The following is a 22350-nucleotide window of genomic DNA, read 5'->3' as shown; positions in this document are numbered from 1 at the left end:
GGGACCCGTTGTATTCGTTCCGTAGCCGAGCGTAGTCGCGCGAGGTCAGTCTCGTAACGTGAACGAACACATTCCCCCCACCCTCCTGGGCCCCCGCCCCGCCCAGTACGGGATGCGGATCACGGTCGGCGCGCACTCGGCCCGGCACATCCGGCGGATCGTCAGGTCGCTGCTGGACGAGTGGGACTTGGCCGAGCTGGCCGACTCCGTGGAGCTGGCCGTGACCGAGCTGGTCGCCAACGTCGTACGCCATGTCCCGGACCGGCACTGCGCGTTGCTGGTGCTGTGGCAGGCGGCCGGAGTGAGGGTGGAGGTCACGGACGGCTCCCCGCAACCACCCCGCGTGCCCTCCGAGTTGTCGCCGGAGGCGGAGGGTGGGCGCGGGCTCGTGCTGCTCGACGCGGTGGTCGACAAGTGGGGTGTGGGGCCGGGGCCCGGGGGCGGCAAGACGGTCTGGTTCGAGTGCCGACCGGCTCGGCCGCCGGGCCAAACCCGTGGGGCGGGGAATCACTCATGGTGATGATGATCGCGCGAGGGAACCCGAACATCCTTTTTTGTCCCCTGATGATGAGCCTCACATCCAAGCCGCACGACCCCGGGGCATATGCCCCCGGGGTCTTCGTGCGGCCCGAAGGAAGGGGATCAAGCGCAGTGAGCAATGAGAAGGCGGCCCGCGAGCAGCAGTACGTCGGTTCGATCGGGCTGATGGCCCCGCTGGACCAGCCGAAGCCGCCACCGGCCCCGGAGCCCGACGAGACGTGGCACTTCGGACGGCACCTGAACGCGGACGAGGAGGGCCAGGAAGGCTACGTGCCGGTCTACGACGGCACCGCCTGGGTGTACTACGGCAAGGACCACCGCGGTGTGGAGCGGCCGGTGCTGATGTCCGACGGCTTCAACATGGGGCCCAGCAGTCTGGACGAGCTCTACCACGGCTTCGAGCGGGGCGAGTACCCGCTGATGAGCCAGCTGTACGAGCGCGGCCGGGACGCGGTCATCTTCGGCTACGGGGAGCGCTCCGCGTCGATCCTCGACAACGCCGGGTATGTGATCGAGGCGATCACGAGGCTGATCGACGAGCGCCGGGGCGACGAGCCGCTGGTGGTCGGCGGGTTCAGCATGGGCGGTCTGGTCACCCGCTACGCCTTGGCGCGCATGGAGACCCAGAAGATGGACCACCAGACCGGGATGTACTTCTCCTACGACAGCCCCCACCGCGGCGCGTGGGTGCCGATCGGGCTTCAGGCGTTCGCGCACTACATCAAGCGCGGCAACCCGGCCAACAGCGCGCTGTCGGACCAGATCAACAGCCCGGCCTCCCGCGAGCTGATGTGGCGGCACATCGAGACGGTGGACGGCACTCCCGGGCAGGACAAGGCCCGTACCGAGTTCCTCGCCGCACTGGAGCGCGTCGGCGGCTGGCCGATGCGCCCGCGGAAGATCGGCGTCGCCAACGGCACCGGTAATGGCCAGGGCACGGGCATCGAGTCCGGCGCGGAGGCGTTCCGCGCCACCGGACTGCTGTTCCCGGGCACCACCATCTACACGCAGTCCGAGGGTGACGACGCCGTGGTCGCCGAACTGAAGGCGACCTTCGGGAAGGACGAGACGATCACCACCGACGGGTTCCCGGAGATCGACGGCGCTCCCGGCGGCACCCTGGAGTCCTTCGGCATCGCCGCCAACACCCTCAACAAGCTGATCCCCGGCAGCGCCGTGGCCCCGGTCCCCGAGATCTGCTTCGTGCCCTCGGTCAGCGCGGTGGCCGTCCGCGACCTGGACACCACCGCCCTGCTGCACACCGACATCAGTGCCCTCGACCCCGCCGAGAGCGAACTCGACGCGTTCCTGTGCGCCTCCCAGAACGAGGAGCACACCAAGATCACCGAAGAGCTGTGCACCTGGCTCCTCGACCGGCTGTAGCCCGGCCCGCTCGAAGGCCCCGGACTCCGTGACGGAGCCCGGGGCCTGTTCGCGCGTCGAGGGAGTCCGACCGTTCCTGTGGACTGAGCAGGTCCTCAGGCCGCGGGCTGCTGAGCGCGCACCTGCGCGAGCTGCCTGGCCTCCCTCGACGAACAGCGCTGTGGGCAGATCGGACAACGCCTGGATCTGCGCCTAACCGAGTGCCTGCGGGTGCTCGGCTGGACGGCGTCCCCAGGCCGAGATCAGCGGCGCGAGTGTCAGGTCGAGTTCGCCGGCGTCGATGGCGGCCAGGTGCGCGTCGATCTCGGCGTCGTCGGCCAGGCCGGCCGTGAGCAGTTCGCCGCGCACGTGCCGGATGGTCGCCGCCTCCAGCCGGTCGCAGGCCGGCCCGCCGACCGGGAATGCGCCCCCCGCGGCGACATCTACCAAGCCGGCCTCCCGCAATGCCCGCGGCAGTGTCCGGCCGTAGCGCAGGTCCGCGCCGCGGCGCGTCAGCAACTCCCGGACCGCGTCGCGCAGCTGGTTGGCCCGCCGCTGCGTAGGGCCGCTGTCGTCCAGGCAGGCCAGTGGCTGCAGAGCGGTATCGGCGTCCTCGACCAGCAGCCAGCCGCCGGGCCGTAGCGCTGCCACCATCGTGGCCAACGCCCGGGCCCGGTCGGGTACATGGATCAGCACGAGCCGGGCGTGCACCAGATCGAACGTCCCCGGCTCCGGGGGCGGATCAGCGGCGACGTCGTGCCGGCGCACCTCGTACCCGTCTCCTGTCTTCAGCCACGACGGGTCGATGTCCGTGACCAGCACGTGCCCGGTCGGACCGACGGCCGCCGCGAGTGCCTCCGGGATACTGGGGCCACCGGCGCCCACTTCCCAGCAGCGCGAGCCGGCCCTGACCCCCAGTCGATCGAAGTGCCCGCGCGTCACATCGTCGAACAGCTCGGCCAGCCAGACGAATCGCTCGCCCGCCTCGGCGCGTGCGTTGTCCAGCAGGTACCCGCGGGCGGGAGTGGACTCTCCACCGAGCGCGGTAGTCCCGTCTATCGGATCCGGTCGGCCACCGACGTGCGGCGGCCGGGGCGAGGTGGTCATCACCACATGGTCCACCTCCCCAGGCGGCCAGTGCCACGACGACGGGGGGAGAGGCATCTCACACAGCCGGCGAACCCCGCACGTCCGGATCGGACTGTCGGCTACGGCCGGTTCGGCCTCGTAATCCGACTTCGGCTCCGGCGACCACGTCAACCTGACCGAGCATGGCTACAACGCCATCAGCAACCGTCATGGTGGTCTTCGGGCGAGCCGGCCTTCGAGGCCGTTGTCACTCCTGCCCCGAAGTCGCGACCGCCAATACCCCCGCCAGTACTGCCGAGAGCAGCAGAGGGATGCCCAGGCCGTGGTGGATCACCAGCCATGCGCCGAGCGTCGCGCCCGCCAGCATGGCGAGGACGGACGCAGTGCGGCGGGGGGAGCGGTGGCCCGTGCCGTCGCCGGCCCGGGACTCGGAGGCGAGGCCGGTCAGGGTCATCGTCAGGACGGTGGTCGTGAGGTCCGGCACACCGAGTTTGCGGACCGTCGCGTTGCGCAGGCCCATGGCGAAGGCCGTGAGGGCGATCAGGGCGTAGACGGTCGCGGTGGCGCCCGGCGCGGCGAAGGCGACCACCGCGGACGCGCCCACGAACACCGCCTCCGCGGTGAGCGTGACCCGCGCCCAGGTCCGGCGTGAGCCGCCGCCGTACCGCACCGAGATCCGGCCTCCGGCCGCGGCGCCCGCCAGGAAGAAGGCCAGCGAGGTCGAGGTGTGCGGGACGGAGAAGCCGGGGGCGCCGGCCGCGGCGAAGCCGAGCACCACCACGTTGCCGGTCATGTTCGCCGTGAAGACGTGCCCGAGTCCGAGATAGCTCACCGCGTCGATCAGCCCGCTGACCACGGTCAGCGACAGCAGCACCACCACCAGACGCACCCCGCGCGCCTCGGGGTCGGCGGGCGGCGGCCCGGTGTTCTCCGCGCCCTCCGCGCCCTCTGCGCTCTGTTCGCTCACGGGGGCTCCGGTGGGAGTGACGGGCACGGTGTGCTCAAGTCCACCACGGACGCGGAGGACTCCCGGACACCAGGGCGCCCCGCGTGTCCGTCCGGTGCGCCGCGCCCCGGGGCAACCGTGCCCGTGAGGTCCCGCGTGCTGCCCCTTGTGTCCTTCCGTCCGGGTGCGCCCCGGAGTCACCATGACTCCTTATACCTCTGGGGACAACGGAAGCGGGCGCTCAGGCGTACGGCGGGAGCCCGGTGGATGAAGAGGTGGGTGGAGAGGCGTATGGACAGGCGGCAGTACGGCGAGGGCGGGCGCTCACGGGCGGGATCACCTGCACGTACCGCGCCCCTGCCACGCCCAGCCTCCCCGGGCCCCCACCAGGCCCGGACCGGGTCGGACGCCACGCCCAGGACGCCCGCCGAGATGGCGGCGATCCAGCGCACGGCCGGCAACCGGGCGGCGTCGTCCGTGACCGTGCAGAGGGTGGGGGAGTCGAGCACGGGCGCGCCTCCGGCCGCCGAGGAGTCCGGCAGGGAGGACCAGGGCGCGGCCGTGATCACACGGCTGAGCCGGTCGATCGAGGGCCATGTCGTCGTGGCGAAGATGAAGGTGAACCCCCTGGCGCCGGGCACGTGGTGGCCGGAACACTGGATGCCGGACGGGCCCGCGCGCCTGAAGCGCACCCTGGAACGGCGGGTGATCAGCGGCGAGCTGTTCGGCGCCCAGGACCTGGAGGACATCAGGACGCTCTCTCAGCTGAACCCCCAGTGGCTCGCGAAGGTGGGTATCGGCACCTTCAAGGAGTCCGAGGACTACATCAAGGGCGACCACAAGGACTGGCTGCGGAACCTTCCGGGCAAACGCATCCTCGCCGCGACCCTGGCCTTCCAGCAGAACGCGCCGGGCACGCGCGCGGCGGGCGCGCCCACCCCGATCGCCCCGGACTACACCCTCGGCCGTTTCATGACCACCAAGGCTCCCGGAGTCCCGGACGAGGAGAAGCAGCCCCTGCGGGCCGAGCGGGACGAGCAGATACGGCAGACCGCCGTCGACACCCTGCACCCGGCCGGACTCCCGCCCGAACGCCGCCACCCCGACGCGGACAGGCCCGAGACGGTGAAGCACGCGGCGAAGGACGCGAAGGCCCGTGACGTCTTCACCTCCGTCCTGCTCCTGCTGCAGCACGGGCTGAAGACCTACGACCCGGGGGAGGGTGTGGCCGCGCATGTCGACTACCGCGAGGGTGACGTCGTGCGGGCGCTCGCCCACGGCGGCCGCGTCAACATCCGCATCCCTGCCCTGCGCGCGGGCGAGTCGCCCCAGTCGTTGACGGACTTCCTGGGCGTCACGGACCAGGGCCGACGCGCGGGGTTCGTCGACAAGCGCGATTTCGCCACGCACCGCACCGCCATCGAGAAGAACAAGAAGGGGGGCGAGCCGGGCACGTTCCAGGAGAAGGGCGGCATCGGCGCGTCCATCACGAACTATCTGACGCCGGCCGTGCCCCATGTCGGGCCCGAGCGTCCGCAGCTCATGGGCATGGACATCTCCGGCGGCGGGTTCGGCTCGCGGGACTGGAACGGCGACGTGGTCCTGCCGAACGGCTCGTACGGCCACATGCTGCTGATTCTCACCCCGCCCACCGTCGCCAAGGACGGCTCCCTGCTGGTCGGCATCGAGACGATCAAGCCCCATGCCGAGAGCCCGGTCGGTTATGTGCACAACGCCCGGTCCACCGAGGCCACGGCCAACCCCGAGTCGGTCCTGCACGGTCACAAGGGGGACAAGGTCGGCAGCGGCGGGCTGAAACGGAACGAGCGCCTGGTGGAGCTGCGGGAGCTGGGGAAGGCCCAGGGAAGCGGGGACTGGCGCGCGTTCCTGGACCAGATCAGGCGGGAGTGGCTCGACGAGCTGGAGAAGAACAAGGACGACATCGCCGAGCAGCGGAAGATGTACGAGCGGCTCGTCGGCAGGCGGCAGCACTTCTACGAGCAGACCGAGCAGATCGAGTAGGCCGAGCAGATCGAGTAGGCCGATTCGTTCGATGTTCGGTGGGCATGGCGAAGGCGGCGGCCCCGGGGATCGGGGGGCCGCCGCCTTCGCGTCTGCGGGTGCCGTGGGGCGCCGGTGGTCACCGGTGGGCCGCTCAGTACCAGTTGTGGGCCTGCCAGAAGTTCCACGCGGCGACCGGGCTGCCGTAGCGGGAGTTCATGTAGTCGAGACCCCACTTGATCTGGGTGGCCGGGTTCGACTTCCAGTCTCCACCGGCGGCCGACATCTTCGAGCCGGGCAGGGCCTGGACCAGGCCGTAGGCGCCGGAGGAGGCGTTCGTGGCGCTGGGGTTCCAGCCGCTCTCGTGCTCGACGATCTTGCTGAAGGCGGTGAACTGCGCGGCGTCCGGGATCATCTGGTGCGCGATCGCCTGGGCGGAGGAGGCCTGGCCGGTGGCGGCCTGAGCGGGGCTCGCGGCGAGGACCATGCCGGTGGCGGCGGCAGCCACGGCGGCAGTGGTGAGGACCTTCTTCGGGGAAGCGGCGATGTTGCGGATGAAGGAGACGGACACGCGGAGAACCTCTCTTCGGAAACAGGGCGGTCGCGGTGCGCCGTGACCACACGACGTGTGGTGGGGGCGTACATCGGCGCCGCGACCCGGGTGGGTTCGTGGCGCCTTGCGACTGCTTCAGAGAAACAGGCTCAGGGGGGTGTCCGCAATGACCCCTTTTACTAGTGGTGGTCGCATCCGAGGGAAACGTCCCTCGTGTGACCTGGGTCTCAAACCCCAGGTCAGAGGGGTTGACGACGCGTGCATGCCACGCCTTTGGCGCTACTAGCGCGCGTCGTATGTGACGTGGGTCCTATGGGGTGCTTCACCCCGCGGCTGGCGGACGGTGTGCGGGTGACTACGAGGCGCGTCCGGGTGGTGTGACCTGGGCCGCACGTCACCGGGGTTCGAAGGTGACCGGGGTCTCAAAGGCGGCCCGCCGCGTCGCCCGGCGCAGCGCCTTGAGGAGGGTCGCGCCGAGCGCGAGGGTCAGGGCGACGGTGACGACGGCCCGGCCCAGGTCCCAGCCGAGGGAGGTGGCCAGGCAGTAGGCGAGGAAACGGGCCAGGTTGGCGGTCACGTCGGCATGCGGGTCGAAGGCGACGTTCGAGGCCAGCGCGCCCATGAAGGGCCAGCCGGCCAGGTTCATGACCGTGCCGTACGCGAACGCGGCGCAGAACCCGTACGCCGCGAGCAGGGCGAGTTCCCCGCGCCCGCGCAGCCGGTCGGGGCCCGGCAGCAGCCCGGCGCCCATCGTGAACCAGCCCATCGCGAGCATCTGGAACGGCAGCCACGGACCCACCCCGCCCGTGAGCAGCGCGGAGGAGAACATGGTCACGGACCCGAGCACGAACCCGAACCCCGGTCCGAGCACCCGGCCGCTCAGCACCATCAGGAAGAACATCGGCTCGATCCCGGCCGTCCCGGCGCCGATCGGCCGCAGCGCGGCGCCGGTCGCGGCCAGCACCCCGAGCATGGCCACCGCCTTCGGGCCGAGCCCGGACTCGGAGATCGTCGCCGTGACGACGGCGACGAGCAGCACCAGCAGCCCCGCGAACAGCCAGGGCGCGTCCTGCGCGTGCGCGGCGACCTGCGAGGTGGGATCGGCGAAGAGCGGCCAGCCGAACCCGGCGACCCCGACGGCGCTCACGAGGCAGAGCGCGGCGAGGGAGCGAGGTCCGAGGCGGACGGCTCTGGTCCGGACCTCCGGTGTCGTCATGCGAGGGCCTCCCTGACCTGGGTGACCGTGAGCCACGGCTGCGGCGCGAGCACCTTCGCGACCTGGGGGGCGAAGGACGGGGAGGCGACGACCACCTCGGCCGTGGGGCCGTCGGCGACGATCTCGCCGTCCGCGAGGACGACGACACGGTGCGCGAGCTCGGCGGCGAGTTCCACGTCGTGGGTGGCCAGGACGATCGCGTGACCCTCGGCGGCCAGGCCGCGCAGGACCGTGACCAGACGGGCCTTCGCCGCGTAGTCCAGGCCGCGGGTCGGTTCGTCGAGGAGCAGGAGCGGGGGGCGGGCCGTCAGGACGACGGCCAGCGCGAGCGCCAGCCGCTGCCCCTCCGACAGGTCACGGGGGTGGGTGTCGTCCCCGATGCCCGGCAGCAGCTCGGACACCAGGGCCCGGCAGGTACCGGGCTCGGCCCCCGCGTCCCCGTCGGCCGCCGCGCACTCGGCGGCGACCGTGTCGGCGTACAGCAGGTCGCGCGGTTCCTGCGGTACGAGACCCACCCGGCGTACGAGGTCCCGTGGTGCCGTCCGGTGCGGGACCGCGCCCCCGACCAGGACCGAACCGGCCGCCGGTTGGACCAGGCCGACCAGCGTGCCGAGCAGGGTGGACTTCCCGGCCCCGTTGCGGCCCATCAGCGCGATGATCTCGCCGGGGGCGGTGGTGAGGTCGACGCGCCGGAGCGCCTCGACGCGGCCGTGGCGGACGGCGAGGGCTTCGATCGAGGCCGGGGCCGTCGCCCGGGGAACCGTCGCCCGCGGGGCTGTCGGCCGCGGGGTCCTCGGTTGCCGGGTTGTCGGCCGCGGGGTCCTTGGCTCGGGGACGAGTTCCGTGAGCCGCTCCCGCAGGGACCCCGCCCTGCGCCGTGCGTCGCGCACCGTGAGGGGGAGCGGGGACCAGTCGGCCAGCCGGCCCAGGTCCACCACCGGCGGGTACACCGGGGAGACGGCCATGATCTCGGACGGGGTGCCGAGCACCGGCGCGGCGCCCGGGGACGGGAGCAGGGCGACCTGGTCGGCGTACTGGATGACCCGTTCGAGGCGGTGTTCGGCCATGAGGACGGTCGTGCCGAGGTCGTGGACGAGGCGTTGCAGGACGGCGAGGACCTCCTCGGCGGCGGCCGGGTCCAGGGCCGAGGTGGGCTCGTCGAGGACCAGGACGCGCGGGTGGGGGGTCAGGACCGAGCCGATGGCGACGCGCTGCTGCTGGCCGCCGGAGAGCGTGGCGATCGGGCGGTCGCGGAGGTCCGCCAGGCCCAGCAGGTCCAGGGTCTCCTCGACGCGGCGGCGCATCACGGCCGGCGCGAGGCCCAAGGACTCCATCCCGTAGGCGAGTTCGTCCTCGACCGTGTCCGTCACGAAGTGGGACAGCGGGTCCTGGCCCACCGTGCCGACCACGTCCGCGAGTTCGCGTGGCTTGTGGGTGCGGGTGTCCCGTCCGGCGACCGTGACCCGGCCGCGCAGGGTGCCGCCCGTGAAGTGCGGCACGAGACCGGAGACCGCGCCGAGCACGGTCGACTTGCCGACACCGGAGGGCCCCACCAGCAGGACGAGTTCACCCTCCGGGACCTCGAAGTCCACGCCCTGGACGGTGGGTTCGACAGCTCCGTCGTACGTCACGGAGACATCCTCGAAGCGGATCATGAGGGGTCCTTGGGGGTGGAGGATTCCCGCGCGTGGGGTGTCGGGGCCACGAAGGCGGGGAGCAGGCCGAGCAGGATCGCCGCCGCGGGCCAGAGGGGCAGGGCGGGGGCGGTCAGCGGGAGGACACCGGGGCTCAGGGCCGAGGCGTCGTACGCGGCGGAGACGATCAGTCCGGCGGCGACCGCGACTCCGGAGCCCGTCACCAGCCAGGCCCGTACGCCCCACACGTCCGGGCGGTAGCGCGTGCGGACCGAGCGGCGCCCGCCCAGCCACAGCCCGCCGAGCGCCGCGGCCACTCCGGCGAGCAGCACGGGCAGGCCGTAGGTGCCGCCCTCGGCGGTCAGCACTCCGTACGTCCCCGCGCAGACGCCGAGCAGACCGCCCAGCGTCAAGGCGGTGGTCGTACGGCGGACGGCGGGCGGTACCTCGGCGGTGCGGCCGTAGCCGCGGGCGTCCATCGCCGCCGCGAGGGCGACCGAACGCTCCAACGCGCCCTCCAGGACCGGGAGTCCGACGTGCAGCAGGCCACGCAGGCCACGGTCGGGGCGGCCACGCAGACGGCGGGCGGCGCGCAGCCGTTGGACGTCCGCGATCAGGTTCGGCGCGAAGGTGAGCGCGACGACCACCGCGACGCCCGCCTCGTACAGGGCGCCCGGGAGCGACTTCAGCAGCCGTGCCGGGTTCGCGAGGGCGTTCGCGGCGCCGACGCAGATGAGGAGCGCGGCCAGTTTCAGGCCGTCGTACAGCGCGAAGAGCAGGCCCTCGGCGGTGACCCGGCCGCCGACGCGGATGCCCTGGGCCCAGTGGGGGAGGGGGAGTTCGGGGAGGGTGACGAGGAGATGGGTGCCGGGGATGGGGGAGCCGAGGAAGACGGCGAACGCCAGCCGGATGCCGAGGACGGCGATGCCGAGTTTGACGAACGCGGTGTAGGAGCGGGCCCAGGGGGCGTCGGTCCGGCGGGCGGCCACCACATAGCCGGCCACGGCTATGAGGAGGGCGAGCAGGAGGGGGTTGGTGGTGCGGGAGGCGGCGGTTCCCAGGCCCAGGGCCCAGATCCACCAGGCTCCTGGGGGGAGGGCGTTGGAACGGTGTGCCTTCGGCGCGCGTGTCATCGTCGGTCGCCGTACTCAGGGCCGGCGGCGGCGGGTCTGCCAGACCGCTGCTCCGCCGAGCGCGGCGACCGCGACGACTCCCGCGAGCAGGCCGAGCGACGGGCCGTGCCGGTCCGGCTCGGACTTGGCGTCGGTGTTGGCCTTGGCATCGGTGCCGGCGCCGGCTTGCGCGGTGGCGGAAGGCGTGGTGCGTGACGTCGTGACCTGGTCGCCGCAGCCCTTGCCCGGGTAGCCAGCGATGGCGCACAGGAGGGCGTTGGTGTCGTAGCGGAGGGGCTTGGCGACCGTCGCGAGGGCCTCGGCCGTGGTCGCGTCGGCGGGGACGCGGGCGCAGACCGTCCGCGGTGCGGGCGGCGTCTCGCCGCCCGGGGCGTCCGCGGTCGTGCCGGAGTCGATGACGAGCGCCACCCGCTTGTGGCCCGCCTGGGCGGGCGTCTTCGCGCAGATGGACGCGAAGTCGGCGTGGCCGCGCGGCTTGGAGGCGTCCTGCGAGTCCGCGCTCACCGCGAAACGGAAGCCCTGTACGTCGCCGTCGGACGGTCGCGCGGTCGACGGGCCCTGCGTCGCGTACGTCCACTTCCCGCCGGTCAGGTCCCAGAACGACCAGTAGCGGTAGCCGACGGCTCGGGCCTGTCCCGCGCCGCCGAGTACGAGCAGGAGCAGGGACAGGACCAGCGCGCACGTCCGACGGCGGCTCACGGCTGCTGCTTCTTGTTGCGGGCGCTGATCAGGAAGCCGATGCCGATGCCGCCGACGAGACCGACGCCGATGATCCACCAGACGCTGACGCCGCCGTCGTCCTTCTTCTTCGCGGTTTCCGCGGCGGACGCGGAGACCGTGGGCTCGGCCGGGAGGGACGCGGGCGCGGGGCCGGTGGCGTCGAGCTGCTTGACGAGGTCCTGGCCGCCGAAGTCGCGCGGGTCGAACGTCGCCGCGTCGGCGGCGAGGACGAGCTGCGCGTACGCGGCGGGTCCGGACTGCTCGGCCCACTGCGCGGAGTGGGTCTCCAGCCAGCGCATCGTGCCGGCCGCCTTGTCGCCGTGCCCGGCGGTCGCGAGCGCGACGACCGCGTCCGCCGTGTTGCCGTAGTCGGGCTGGTTCTTGGCGCCGGGCATCACCGACGTGAGGTGCTGGTCCTTGGCGAGCGCCTTGACGAGGTACGCGGCACCGTTCTGGGCCGCCTTCTCGGGGCTGTCGGCGGTCCCGCAGGAGAGGGGGTCGGCCACGGGCTTCAGGGGCTCACCGGCGAGACCCTTGCCCAGGGCCCCGACCACGGCCGCCGCCGTCGCGTCCGCGTTGGCCGCGAGCTTGCCCTTCTTGTCCGGCTGGTAGGCGAACGCGCCCCCGTCGGCCCCGCCGCACGGGATCGACAGCTTCACGAGGGCGTCGTACGGCGACTTGCCGTCCTTGGAGACGTCCGCCGGCTTGATGCCCACCGCCGCCAGCGCCCCGATCACCACGGACGTGGAGTTCGCGTCGCTCGCGCCGCCCGCCGTGTAGCCCCAGCCGCCGTCCTTGTTCTGCACGGACTTCAGCCAGGCGACGGCCTTGCCCGTCTCGCCGCCGTGGCCGCCGAGCGCGGCGAGGGCCTGGACGGCCGCCGAGGTGCTGTTGGTGTCGGCCATCGTCTTGGCGTCGCACTTCGCCGACGCGTCGGCGCGGTACGCCGCGAACGCCCCGTTCGCGCACTGCTGCCCGGCCAGCCAGTCGACGGCCTTGGCCGCGGGCTTCACACCGACGGTGTGCTGGGCGAGCAGCGCGAGGGACTGCCGCCAGACACCGTCGTAGGTGGGGTCGGAGGTGCCGTAGAGGCCGGAGGGTATCGCCGGGGCGGGCGAAGGCGAGGCGCCCTCGGCCACGGCGGCCGGGGCCAGGGCCGTACCGATCACTACGGTGGCGGCCAGTACCGCGGCGCTGCGGCGAACAATCATGACTCTCCCTGCGGAAGCCGGGCAGCACCGGGCGCAGGCTTGGCCCCGAGCGGCTCCGGCCCCGTATCCCTCGACGGTGCCGGCCACCGGCAGGCTGCCGGTGGCACGAGCCGGTCACGTCCCGGACGAGGCGATCCGGCTCGCCACGCCTGTGGGTGGCTCACGGTTGCGGGTCAGCGCCGGAATTGCACCGGCTTCTCCGCGTACGGGTGTGATGACGACCTGCTTACTGTACCGGCCCGTAGGAATCGTCTGAGGAGTGGCTGTGGGCACCCGCTCGCGGGCCTATGCTGCGCTCTCGATGTGCTCTGTTCGAACACGTCGACATTCGCCGGTCCTTGGGGGGACCTGGAGTCCAGGGGGGACACGAAGATGCGCGGCACTGTGGACGAGAGGGTGCAGCCGTGCCCGGAATGCAGCACTGAGGTTCGCACCGACCCGCGGTTCACGGCGTGGTGTGCGGCCTGCGGATGGAATGTGGATCCCGGCGAGCCGGAAGAGAGACCGGGGCGGCTGGAGGGGCTGCGGCGGTCGCTGGCCAGGCAGCACGGGGAGACGCTGCTGGCCGAGGTGTCGGCCGACGGCGCGCCCCGTCCGCGTCGCGATACGGCCGCTGTCCTGGCGTACGCCGTCGCGCTGGCCATCCACGGTGCCACGATCGCCCTGCTCGGCACGGGGGTCCTGCTGGTGATACTCGGCTGGGGCACCGCTCTGCCGGTGGTCGGCGTGATCCTTCTGCTGCTGGCCTGGCTCCTTCGGCCCCGCTTCGGACGGCTGCCGGACGACGCGCCCGTGCTGCACCGGGCCGAGGCGCCCCAGTTGTTCGCCCTGGTCGACGAGATCGCCTCCGTCGTCGGTACGTCCGGGGTCCACGCCATCGCCCTGACGACCGACGTCAACGCGAGCGTGACCACCTACGGGGTGCGCCGGCGCCGCCTGTTGACCATCGGGTTCGGGCTCTGGGAGATCACCACCCCGCAACAGCGGATCGCGCTGCTCGGACACGAACTCGGTCACTACGCCAACGGGGACACCCGGCACGGACTGGTCATCGCCAACGCGCTCCAGTCCCTCGCCACATGGCGCTATCTGATGCGCCCGATCTCTCACCCCACCGTCCCCGAGATGGCGCTCAACGTGCTCTATCTGATGCCCTACGGAGCCGCCCAGGGCCTGCTGATGCTGCTCGACCAGCTGACGATGCGCGCGAAGCAGCGCGCCGAGTACCTGGCCGACGCCGCCGCGGCCCGGGCCGGTTCCAGCGAAGCCGCCGTGGCACTCATGGACCGCCTCCTCGTGACCGACTCGGCCGAGACCCTGCTGCTCCGCATGTCCAACGCAGGCCAGGTGATCCGGGCCCAGGACGCGGAGGGTCGCGAGCCGTGGCGTGATCTGTGGGACCAGTTGGCCGCTCACGTGGACTCGATCCCCGAGCACGAGTACGAGCGTCAGCGCCGCGCCGGAGTCCTGCGCGGACACAGCGTCGACTCGACCCACCCGCCGACCCACCTGCGCCGGGCCTGCCTGCTCGCCAGGCCCGCCGTGGCCGCCACGGTGGTCGCGGACGACGAGCGACGGCACGCGATCGACGCCGAGCTGGCCTCGTCCCGAGCCCGCCTCGCACGCCAAGTACTCGCCCGGTAGGAGCGGATGGCGGCGGTACCCGGATAGGTTCGGCGGCATGCGGACGGGGAGGCTGGTCGGTTCGGGGCGGGCGGCGGATGTTTTCGAGGTGGAGGGGGAGCCGGGCTGGGTGGTGCGGCGGGACCGGGACGGGTGGGGGGACGCGGCGGCCGAGACGGCGGTGATGGAGTACGTGCGGGGGCACGGGTATCCGGTGCCGGCCGTGCGGGCGGCCGGCCGGACCGAGATGGTGATGGAACGGCTGACGGGGCCGACCATGCTGGCGGCGTTCGAGTCGGGGGAGATCGGCGCGCGGGAGGGTGGTGGCGTGCTCGCCGGGCTGCTGCGCGCGCTGCACGCCGTGCCCGGTCGCAGTTCCGGTGACGCCGGCATCCGCGTACTGCACCTGGACCTGCACCCGGACAACGTGATGCTCACCCCGGACGGCCCGAAGGTCATCGACTGGTCCAACGCCGAGGACGGGCCGCCCGGCCTGGACTGGGGCATGTCCGCCGTGATCCTCGCGCAGGTCGCCGTCGGCGGTGAGGCCTACGCGGAGGTGGCCCGCGAGACGCTGGTCGCGATGCTCGACGGGAACACGGACCGGGTGACGCAGGAGGGGCTTGCGCAGGCGCGGGTGCGGCGGGCCGCCAATCCGACCATGAGCGCATGTGAGGTCCGACTCCTCGGTGATGCGGAGGAGTTGATCCGGGCGTTGCTTCACTGAGCGGTGCGGCGCCAGAAGTCCCGCATCAGCGGGGTCGGCGTCGGATTCTGCATGGCCACCTGCGTGAGGAGCAGGGTGACGGTGCCGGTAGCGGGGACGAGGTGGCCGGTGGTGCCGGTGCCGCCGGTCCATCCGTAGCGGCCCGGGACGTTCCAGGGGTCGGTGGGCGCGATGTCGACCTGGGCGCCGTAGCCCCAGCCCTGGCCCTCCATGAAGAGGGCGCCGATCTCGCGCTGCGGCCGGGTGAGGTGGTTGGTGGTCATCTGCCGTACCGAGGCGCGGGAGAGGAGCCGGCGGCCCTCGGCCGTGGTGCCGCCCGCGAGGAGCAGCCGGGCGAAGGCCAGCCAGTCGTCGGCGGTCGAGACGAGTCCACCCCCGCCGGAGGGGAACGGCGGCACGCTGCTCCACTGACCGTCGGGCGCGTCGGCCAGTTCGAGACCACGGCCGTCGGGCGCGATGCGGTAGGAGCTGGTGAAGCGGTCGCGCTTGGCGGCCGGTACCTCGAACGCCGTGTCGGTCATGCCGAGCGGCTCGAAGATCCGCTCGGCCAGGAACTCCGGCAGGGAACGGCCCGTGACCCGGGAGACCAGCACACCCTGGAGGTCGGAGCAGGTGCCGTACAGCCAGGCCTCGCCCGGCTGGTACAGCAACGGGATCCGGGACAGGCCCGCCAGCCACGCGTCCGGCGCCGGGAAGCCCTGCGGTTCGCGGCCGTCCTTCTGGACCTCGAACAGCGCCTGGACCTGAGGCAGCGTGAAGTCGGACGGGAAGCCCCAGCCCGCCCGGGAGGAGAGCAGGTCGGCGACGGTGAGGGGACGGGCGGCCGGGACCACGTCCTCGACCGGACTCGACGGGGTCCGTACGACCATCGGCTTCGCCAGCTCCGGGAGCCAGGTGTCGACCGGATCGTCCGACGCGATCTCGCCGTCGTCGATCAGCATCATCACCGCCGCCGCGGTGATCGGCTTGCTGATCGAGGCGATACGGAAGATCGAGTCCCTGGCCATCGGGGCGCTGCCCTCGACGTCGACGGTGCCGACGGCCCGGACCTCGACCGTGTCGCCGCGGGCCACCAGGCCCACGGCTCCCGGCACCTTGCCCTCGTCGACGTACGCCTTCAGGAGGTCGTGCAGGCCGCTCGCCGGCTTCGGGTTCGGGTTCGGGTTCGTGTCCGGATTCGGGTTCGGCAACGGGTTCGGGTTCGGCATCGGTTCGCCTTTCTGGGGGGGTGCTGCTTCGGTGTCTACGACTCCCGTCGCGTCGCGGATTCATCGGTCACAACACCGGTGCCGGAACCGTTGTCTCCATGGGCTGGCACAGGACCAGGGCGAGATCGTCGGCGAGAGCGGTGCCGGTGTGGGCGAGCAGGCGGGCGTGCAGGGCTCGCAGGGCGTCGTCGGGGAGCGCCTCGCGCAGGGCGAGCGCCGCCTCGCCGAGGAGGGGGAAGGGGGCGCCCTGCGCGTCACGGGCCTCGGTGAGGCCGTCGGTGTAGAGGAGCAGCCGGTCGCCGGGCTGGAGCCGTACGCGGTACTGGCGCGGATCGGGACCGAGGCCCAACGGCGGGGTGGGGACGAGAGGTTCGAGGAGTTCGATGCGGTGGCCGGAGTGCAGCGGGGGCGGATGCCCGCAGTTGACGAGCCGCACCTCGCCGGGCGCGAACTCGGCGAGCACCGCGGTGACGAAGTCCTCGGGGCCCAGTCCGGGCGTGAGAAGGGCGTCGAGTTCGGCGGTGAGGGTCGTCAGGTCGGGTGCGGCGTGGGCGAGTTCACGGAAGGCCGTGATGGTGTCGGCGGCCAGCCGCAGCCCCTCGACGCCGTGGCCGCGTACGTCGCCGACGAGGACCCGCAGGCCGTACGGCGTCACCGCGACGTCGTACAGGTCGCCGCCGACGGCCGATTCGTGCGAGACGCTGTGGTACCGGGTACAGACCCGGGTGCCGTCGAAGGTACGGGAGATGGGCCGCAGGACCGCCGTCTGGGTGACCCGGGCCACCTCGCGGGCCCGCGCCAGCCGGTCGTGGAGGCGGTCGCGCTGCCGGGCCGCGTACACGGTGAGCGCGCAGCCGACGAGGAGTCCGCCCCAGCGGACGCCGAAGCCGGCGCTCGGCACCGCGTCGTCGCCGATCCCCATGGCCAGGCCCAGGACCGCCGACCAGCAGCACACCAGCACGGTGTGCCGGACGCCGAGCCGGGCGCAGGCCAGCAGCGGGCCGATGAGCAGCAGGGTGATGAGCGGCGGTACCCGGTCGAAGAGCAGATCCGGGACGGCGATCAGCAGACAGATGACGAGCGGCGCGAGCAGCATCCGGTGTTCCCGCCGCTCCGGCCGATCCCACTGTTCTTGATGTCCTTGGTCGTGGTGGCGTTCTCGTCGATCTCGCTGCCCCTGCTCCCTCGTGCCCATCACCCGACGATCTCCGAACGGAGACCGTCGCATGCTCACCAACAGGGAGTTGATCGCATCTCGTCGAAAGGTGCCCGGAACTGTCGTCATGCCGACGCCTTTCTGTCCGAGTTCCCGGACAGTCGCCGGAGCCGGTCATGATCCGTCCAGACTGGTCGCTGTGTCCGACGAAACGACCGAGCCGACGCATCCGACCGGCGGCGGCCCCGGCAATCTCCCGCCCGAGACGCACAGCTTCGTCGGACGGCGAGAGGAACTCCACTGGCTGGAGACGGAGTTGGGCCCCTCGGTGGGCATACACCGGCTCCTGAGCGTCGTCGGCGTCGGCGGGGTCGGCAAGACCCGGCTCGCCCTGCGCGCCCTGGGCCGGGTCCAGGAGGCCTACCCCGACGGCGTCTGGCTGGTGGAACTCTCCCCCCTGCACACCGCGGGCCTGGTCGGCCTCGCCGTCGTGGAGGCGCTGCGGCTCACCGACCAGTCCACCGGCCCCGTCACCGAGGTGGTGGCCGAATGGGCCGACGGCAAACGGCTGTTGCTCGTGCTCGACTCCTGCGAACACGTCCTCGCGGACTGCGCCGTACTCGTCGAGACCCTGCTGCCCGCCCTCCCCGGCCTGCGTGTCCTCGTCACCAGCCGCGAACCGCTCGGACTGCCCGGCGAACTCGTACTGCCCCTGGACCCGCTGCCGGTCACCGATGACGCGGTCACCCTGTTCGCCGACCGCGCCGCCCTCACCGGGTTCACCCTCGACGACACCAACCGCCCCACCGTGGAGGCCGTCTGCCGCCGCCTCGACGGCATCCCGCTCGCCCTCGAACTCGCCGCCGCCCGCCTCTGCGAGCTGTCCCTGGCCCAGCTCCACGGCAAGCTCGGCGAACGCCTGCCGTCCCGGCTCGACCTGCTCAGCGCCCCGCGTGACGGCGCCGGACCGCCACGCCACCAGACACTGCGCACGGCGATCGGCTGGAGCCACGAACTGTGCGCACCGCTGGAGCGGCTGCTGTGGGCCCGGCTCTCGGTGTTCGCGGGCGGCTTCTGTCTGGGCGCCGCCGAGGAGGTCTGCGCGGGCGGCCCGCTGCCCGCCGGACGGATCGCCGCACTGCTGGCCCGGCTCGTCGAGCAGTCCATCGTGCAGCGCCACCGCACCGACCCGGCCCGCTTCCGACTCCTCGACACCGTCCGGGAGTTCGGCGCCGACTGGTTGCGCGCCCTCGGCGAGGAACACGCCGTACGGCTGCGCCACCGCGACCACTTCCGGCGGCTGGTCCGCCAGGGGTGGACCGAGTGGAACACCGGACGGCAGGTCGCCTGGTGCGAACGCACCCTCACCGAACACGCCAACCTGCGCGCCGCGATGGACTGCGCGCTCACCGACCCCGACCGCCGGATCGCCCTGGGGATGGCGGCCGACCTCGGCTTCCTGTGGCGGCACTGCGGGTCTCTGCGCGACGCCCAGCACTGCCTGGACCTCGCGCTGGCCGCCGACCCGCCGCCCGGACCCGACCGCACCCGCGCCCTGTGGGCACGCGGCGCGGTGGCGCTGCTCCAGGGCGACCTGGAGGTCGCGGCGGACTGGGCGGAGCGCTGCACGGACGCGGCGGACACCCAGGCCGACCCGGTGGCCGTGGTGGCCGCCGCGTATCTCACCGGGGGCCAGCTGGCGCTGAGCGGACGGCTCGGAGAGGCGATCGACGTACTGTCCGCCACGCCCCGACTGCCCATCAGGCAGGACGGGTTCGGGGCCGCCCAGCTCCAGGTCCGGGTGGCGCTGTCCTTCTCGCACCTGCTGCGCGGCGACCACGACCGGGCGCGGACGGTGGCCGAGGAGGTGCGCGAGGCCAGCGTGGAGTGCGGGGAGTCGTGGGCGGGCGCCTTCGCCGACGGGATCGTCGCCCAGACGGACCTGGCCCGCGGCGAGGTCCGCGCCGCCGTCGACAACGCCCGCACCGCGCTCGCCGGGCACGGCCTGCTGCACAACACCGTCGGCGCGGCCATGGCGCTGGACGTCCTGGCCGCCGCGGTCGTCGCGGCCGGCGACGGCCTGCGCGCCGCCCGTCTCCTCGGCATCGGCGAACGCGTCTGGGAACTCACCGGCCGCGCCCAGATGGACTCGCCCGACCTCCTCGCCACCCGCCGTTCCCACGAACTGCGCATCCGCGCCGAGATCGGCGACCGCGCCTACCGCGCGGCGTACGAGGAGGGGTTCGGGATGCCGTACGAGGAGGGGCTCGACTATGCGGCCGAGGGCCGCTGACGGGGCGTGGGGCCGCCGAAGGGCAGGAACAGGGTGCGGGTCGAGACCAGCCAGGTCCCGCGCGCCGACATACGCGCGCAGGGCCGCACGACCCTCGACGAGCCGGTCGCCCTCCAGGCGGGTTCACCGAGGTCGAGACGGTGGACGAAGTCGAGGACGAGACGCTCGCAGGCGCGCTCGGCGAGAAGTGCTTCCAGGGGGTCCATGAGCCGTCGCTGCCAGCTCGGCCCCCGCCGTCTCCACCGCATTACAACGCCACGTACGTCACCGGATCGCTCCCCGGCACCGCCTCCGCCCGGCCAAGTTTCACCAGGCGGCGCACATGGGCCTCGGCCTCCGACACCGCGATGTTGCGGGAGGTGAAGGGGATCTGGTCCCACGGGCGGTTCCACTCCATGCCCTCGGCGAGCTGCCAGGCGGTGAGCGGGGCCGACAGGAGGGCGAGCAGGCCGGTGAGCCGGTCCTCGTGGTGTGCGAGCAACTCCCGTACGCGGCCGGGCGCGTCGGTGAAGGCGTGCTGGTGGGCCGGGAGCACCTCGGCCGGGTTCAGCCGGCCGACGCGCTCCAGTGCGTCCAGATAGTCGCCGAGGGGATCGGCGACCGTGGCGTCGTCGGGATCCTCGTACAGGCCGATGTGCGGGGTGATCTTCGGGAGCAGGTGGTCGCCGGAGAAGAGGCGGCCGTTGCCGGGGAGAGCGGCCGGGTGGGTCTCCTCCAGGTGGAGGCAGACGTGGCCGGGCGTGTGGCCCGGGGTCCAGATCGCGCGCAGGCGGCGGCCCGCCAGGTCGAGGAGCTCGCCGGGGACGATCTCACGGTCGGGGAGCGCGGGGGCGAAGGCGGGCAGGCCGGTGGAGAGCCGGGCCGTGCGGGCCGCGCGCAGCTGGGCCACGTGCTCCTCGGGGGCGCCGGAGGACGCCAGCTTGTCCGCCATGTAGGAGAACCAGCGGTCGGGCCGGTTCTCCCGGGTCCGCCGCACGATCGCGGTGTCCAGCGCGTGCATCGCGATCCATGCCCCGGAGGCCTCCCGCACCTTGCCCGACAGACCGTGGTGGTCGGGGTGGTGGTGCGTGATCACCACGCCGTGCACCTCGGCGACGGAGACGCCGCAGGCGGTGAGCCCGGCGGCGAGGGCGTCCCAGGAGGCCGGGTCGTCCCAGCCGGTGTCGATCAGCACGGGGCCCCGGTCGGTGTCGACGAGATGGACCAGCGTCGTGCCGAGCGGGTTGTCCGGGATGGGGACCCTGATCGACCGTACGCCCCCGCCGTGATCGGTCACCTGCGTCATGGGTTCCCACCAATCGCCGTGTTCTCGCCACTATAACTAGAACCGATTCCATTGGGTGCTCAAACCAACCGTTCTGTGGGCGGTGCGTGAGTCGGTGCGCGAGTCATGGGTCCGGCCCGTGGACTCCGTCGACCGGAGCTGGTATCAGTTCTCATATCTGATGAAGCGTCAGAAACCAGGGAGGCGGTCGGTCATGACCGAGCTCGTGGAGCACGGACAGCTGTTCATAGGCGGGGAGTTGACGGACCCCCTGGGCAAGGACGTCATCGAGGTGATCTCGCCGCACACCGAGGAGGTCATCGGACGCGTCCCGCACGCGTCGACCGAGGACGTGGACCGGGCGGTCGCGGTCGCGCGCCGGGCGTTCGACGAAGGGCCCTGGCCCCGGATGAGCCTCGACGAGCGGATCGAGGTCGTCACCCGGATCAAGGACGGGATCGCGGTACGGCACGAGGAGATCGCCCGGGTCATCTCCTCCGAGAACGGCTCCCCGTACTCCTGGAGCGTCCTCGCGCAGGCCCTCGGCGCGATGATGGTGTGGGACGCGGCGCTCACGGTCGCGCGGAACTTCACGTACGAGGAGACACGCGACGGCGTCCTCGGGCGGATCCTCGTGCGGCGCGAGCCGGTGGGCGTGGTCGCGGCCGTGGTGCCGTGGAACGTGCCGCAGTTCGTGGCGGCCGCCAAACTCGCGCCCGCGCTGCTGACCGGCTGCACGGTCGTACTGAAGCCGTCGCCCGAATCGCCGCTGGACGCCTATCTGCTGGGAGAGATCGCGAAGGAGGCCGGGCTGCCGGAGGGCGTCCTGTCGATCCTGCCCGCCGATCGCGAGGTCAGCGAGTACCTGGTCGGACACCCCGGCATCGACAAGGTCTCCTTCACCGGATCGGTCGCGGCCGGCCGGCGCGTGATGGAGGTCGCCTCGCGCAACCTCACCCGTGTGACGCTGGAGCTGGGCGGGAAGTCGGCGGCGGTGGTCCTGCCGGACGCGGACCTCGCCACCGCCGTCCCCGGAATCGTCTCGGCGGCCTGGATGAACAATGGGCAGGCGTGCGTCGCGCAGACCCGGATCCTGCTGCCGCGCTCGCGCTACGACGAGTTCGCGGACGCCTTCGCCGCGGCGGCGGGCGCGCTGGTCGTCGGGGACCCGCTGGACCCGGCCACCCAGGTCGGTCCGCTGGTCGCCAGGCGCCAGCAGCAGCGCAACCTCGACTACATCCGCATCGGCCAGGAGGAAGGCGCCAAGATCCTCACGGGCGGTGGCCGTCCGCACGGGCTCGACCGGGGCTGGTACGTCGAGCCGACCCTCTTCGGAGACGTCGACAACTCCATGCGGATCGCTCGGGAGGAGATCTTCGGGCCGGTGATCTGCCTTCTCCCGTACGGCGACGAGGACGAGGCCGTGAAGATCGCCAACGACTCCGACTACGGGCTGAGCGGCAGCGTCTGGACGGCGGACGTCGCGCACGGCATCGACGTCGCGCGGCAGGTCCGTACCGGCACGTACTCCGTGAACACCTTCAGCCTCGACATGCTCGGCCCCTTCGGCGGCTACAAGAACTCGGGGCTGGGGCGGGAGTTCGGGCCCGAAGGGTACGGCGAGTTCCTTGAGCACAAGATGATCCACCTGCCGGCCGGCTGGGAGACCTGAGG

19 protein-coding genes are annotated in these 22350 nt (G+C 72.4%); 7 read left to right on the top strand and 12 right to left on the bottom strand.

The genetic code is table 11. The features are described from left to right. Window positions 1-58 precede the first annotated feature (58 nt). Both ACZ7M2_RS03410 and ACZ7M2_RS03405 read left to right on the top strand, forming a co-directional pair. A complete protein-coding gene (locus tag ACZ7M2_RS03410) occupies window positions 59-520 on the top strand; it encodes an ATP-binding protein (protein ID WP_471593936.1) in 462 nt (153 codons plus the stop codon). 131 nt (window positions 521-651) lie between these two features. Beyond that, window positions 652-1923 (top strand): esterase/lipase family protein, encoded by a 1272-nt coding sequence (locus tag ACZ7M2_RS03405; protein WP_471593935.1) that lies wholly within the window; start codon window positions 652-654, stop codon window positions 1921-1923. 192 nt (window positions 1924-2115) lie between these two features. On the opposite strand, the gene ACZ7M2_RS03400 is transcribed toward ACZ7M2_RS03405, so the two are convergent. Continuing rightward, window positions 2116-3009, bottom strand: coding sequence for a methyltransferase domain-containing protein (locus ACZ7M2_RS03400; RefSeq protein WP_471593934.1), 894 nt, complete (start codon window positions 3007-3009; stop codon window positions 2116-2118). Window positions 3010-3238: 229 nt separating this feature from the next. Next, window positions 3239-3958: a YoaK family protein gene (locus ACZ7M2_RS03395; RefSeq protein WP_471593933.1), complete on the bottom strand. Its 720-nt coding sequence runs from the start codon at window positions 3956-3958 to the stop codon at window positions 3239-3241. 411 nt (window positions 3959-4369) lie between these two features. Here ACZ7M2_RS03395 and ACZ7M2_RS03390 point away from each other — a divergent pair, with 411 nt between their 5' ends. Continuing rightward, on the top strand, window positions 4370-5959 hold the full coding sequence (locus ACZ7M2_RS03390; protein ID WP_471593932.1) for a PE-PGRS family protein: 1590 nt from the start codon (window positions 4370-4372) through the stop codon (window positions 5957-5959). A gap of 133 nt (window positions 5960-6092) precedes the next feature. Here the strand turns inward: ACZ7M2_RS03390 and ACZ7M2_RS03385 are convergent, their stop codons facing one another. From ACZ7M2_RS03385 to ACZ7M2_RS03360, 6 genes are all read right to left on the bottom strand, one after another. Continuing rightward, window positions 6093-6509 carry an aggregation-promoting factor C-terminal-like domain-containing protein gene (locus ACZ7M2_RS03385; protein ID WP_352045671.1) on the bottom strand — a complete coding sequence of 139 codons (417 nt, stop codon included), beginning with the start codon at window positions 6507-6509 and terminating at the stop codon, window positions 6093-6095. Between the two features lie 376 nt (window positions 6510-6885). Then, window positions 6886-7707: an ECF transporter S component gene (locus tag ACZ7M2_RS03380; protein WP_471593931.1), complete on the bottom strand. Its 822-nt coding sequence runs from the start codon at window positions 7705-7707 to the stop codon at window positions 6886-6888. After that, window positions 7704-9362, bottom strand: coding sequence for an ABC transporter ATP-binding protein (locus tag ACZ7M2_RS03375; protein ID WP_471593930.1), 1659 nt, complete (start codon window positions 9360-9362; stop codon window positions 7704-7706). Before ACZ7M2_RS03375 ends, ACZ7M2_RS03380 begins: the two co-directional genes overlap by 4 nt. Continuing rightward, window positions 9359-10474 carry a CbiQ family ECF transporter T component gene (locus tag ACZ7M2_RS03370; protein ID WP_471593929.1) on the bottom strand — a complete coding sequence of 372 codons (1116 nt, stop codon included), beginning with the start codon at window positions 10472-10474 and terminating at the stop codon, window positions 9359-9361. Before ACZ7M2_RS03370 ends, ACZ7M2_RS03375 begins: the two co-directional genes overlap by 4 nt. Before the next feature lie 15 nt (window positions 10475-10489). Next, the gene (locus tag ACZ7M2_RS03365) at window positions 10490-11173 is read right to left on the bottom strand and encodes an SCO2322 family protein (protein WP_471593928.1); all 684 of its coding nucleotides are present in this window, start codon (window positions 11171-11173) and stop codon (window positions 10490-10492) included. After that, window positions 11170-12405 carry a prenyltransferase/squalene oxidase repeat-containing protein gene (locus ACZ7M2_RS03360; RefSeq protein WP_471593927.1) on the bottom strand — a complete coding sequence of 412 codons (1236 nt, stop codon included), beginning with the start codon at window positions 12403-12405 and terminating at the stop codon, window positions 11170-11172. The genes ACZ7M2_RS03365 and ACZ7M2_RS03360 overlap by 4 nt, the downstream gene beginning before the upstream one ends. 477 nt (window positions 12406-12882) lie before the next feature. Here ACZ7M2_RS03360 and ACZ7M2_RS03355 point away from each other — a divergent pair, with 477 nt between their 5' ends. Both ACZ7M2_RS03355 and ACZ7M2_RS03350 read left to right on the top strand, forming a co-directional pair. Continuing rightward, complete coding sequence (locus tag ACZ7M2_RS03355) at window positions 12883-14049, top strand: M48 family metallopeptidase (RefSeq protein ID WP_471593926.1); 1167 nt, start codon at window positions 12883-12885, stop codon at window positions 14047-14049. A gap of 37 nt (window positions 14050-14086) precedes the next feature. After that, on the top strand, window positions 14087-14755 hold the full coding sequence (locus ACZ7M2_RS03350; protein ID WP_471593925.1) for a phosphotransferase: 669 nt from the start codon (window positions 14087-14089) through the stop codon (window positions 14753-14755). On the opposite strand, the gene ACZ7M2_RS03345 is transcribed toward ACZ7M2_RS03350, so the two are convergent. Continuing rightward, window positions 14749-15963, bottom strand: coding sequence for a serine hydrolase domain-containing protein (locus tag ACZ7M2_RS03345; RefSeq protein ID WP_471593924.1), 1215 nt, complete (start codon window positions 15961-15963; stop codon window positions 14749-14751). The genes ACZ7M2_RS03350 and ACZ7M2_RS03345 overlap by 7 nt on opposite strands. A gap of 67 nt (window positions 15964-16030) precedes the next feature. After that, on the bottom strand, window positions 16031-17059 hold the full coding sequence (locus ACZ7M2_RS03340; RefSeq protein ID WP_471593923.1) for a PP2C family protein-serine/threonine phosphatase: 1029 nt from the start codon (window positions 17057-17059) through the stop codon (window positions 16031-16033). Between the two features lie 259 nt (window positions 17060-17318). Here ACZ7M2_RS03340 and ACZ7M2_RS03335 point away from each other — a divergent pair, with 259 nt between their 5' ends. Further along, window positions 17319-19412, top strand: coding sequence for an ATP-binding protein (locus tag ACZ7M2_RS03335; protein ID WP_471593922.1), 2094 nt, complete (start codon window positions 17319-17321; stop codon window positions 19410-19412). Here ACZ7M2_RS03335 and ACZ7M2_RS03330 read toward each other — a convergent pair. Both ACZ7M2_RS03330 and ACZ7M2_RS03325 read right to left on the bottom strand, forming a co-directional pair. Further along, a complete protein-coding gene (locus ACZ7M2_RS03330) occupies window positions 19391-19618 on the bottom strand; it encodes a hypothetical protein (protein WP_471593921.1) in 228 nt (75 codons plus the stop codon). The two genes, ACZ7M2_RS03335 and ACZ7M2_RS03330, sit on opposite strands and share 22 nt — an antisense overlap. Window positions 19619-19659: 41 nt before the next feature. Then, complete coding sequence (locus tag ACZ7M2_RS03325; RefSeq protein WP_471593920.1) at window positions 19660-20697, bottom strand: MBL fold metallo-hydrolase; 1038 nt, start codon at window positions 20695-20697, stop codon at window positions 19660-19662. Between the two features lie 193 nt (window positions 20698-20890). Between ACZ7M2_RS03325 and ACZ7M2_RS03320 the strand changes: the two genes are divergently transcribed. Continuing rightward, entirely contained in the window at window positions 20891-22348 is a 1458-nt protein-coding gene (locus ACZ7M2_RS03320) for an aldehyde dehydrogenase (protein ID WP_471593919.1), read from the top strand. The last annotated feature ends 2 nt before the right edge of the window (window positions 22349-22350 follow it).

It is taken from the genome of Streptomyces sp. NPDC111507, assembly GCF_055638955.1.
The sequence above is the reverse complement of the archived record's forward strand: the minus strand, read 5'-3'. Positions and strand labels throughout refer to the sequence as shown.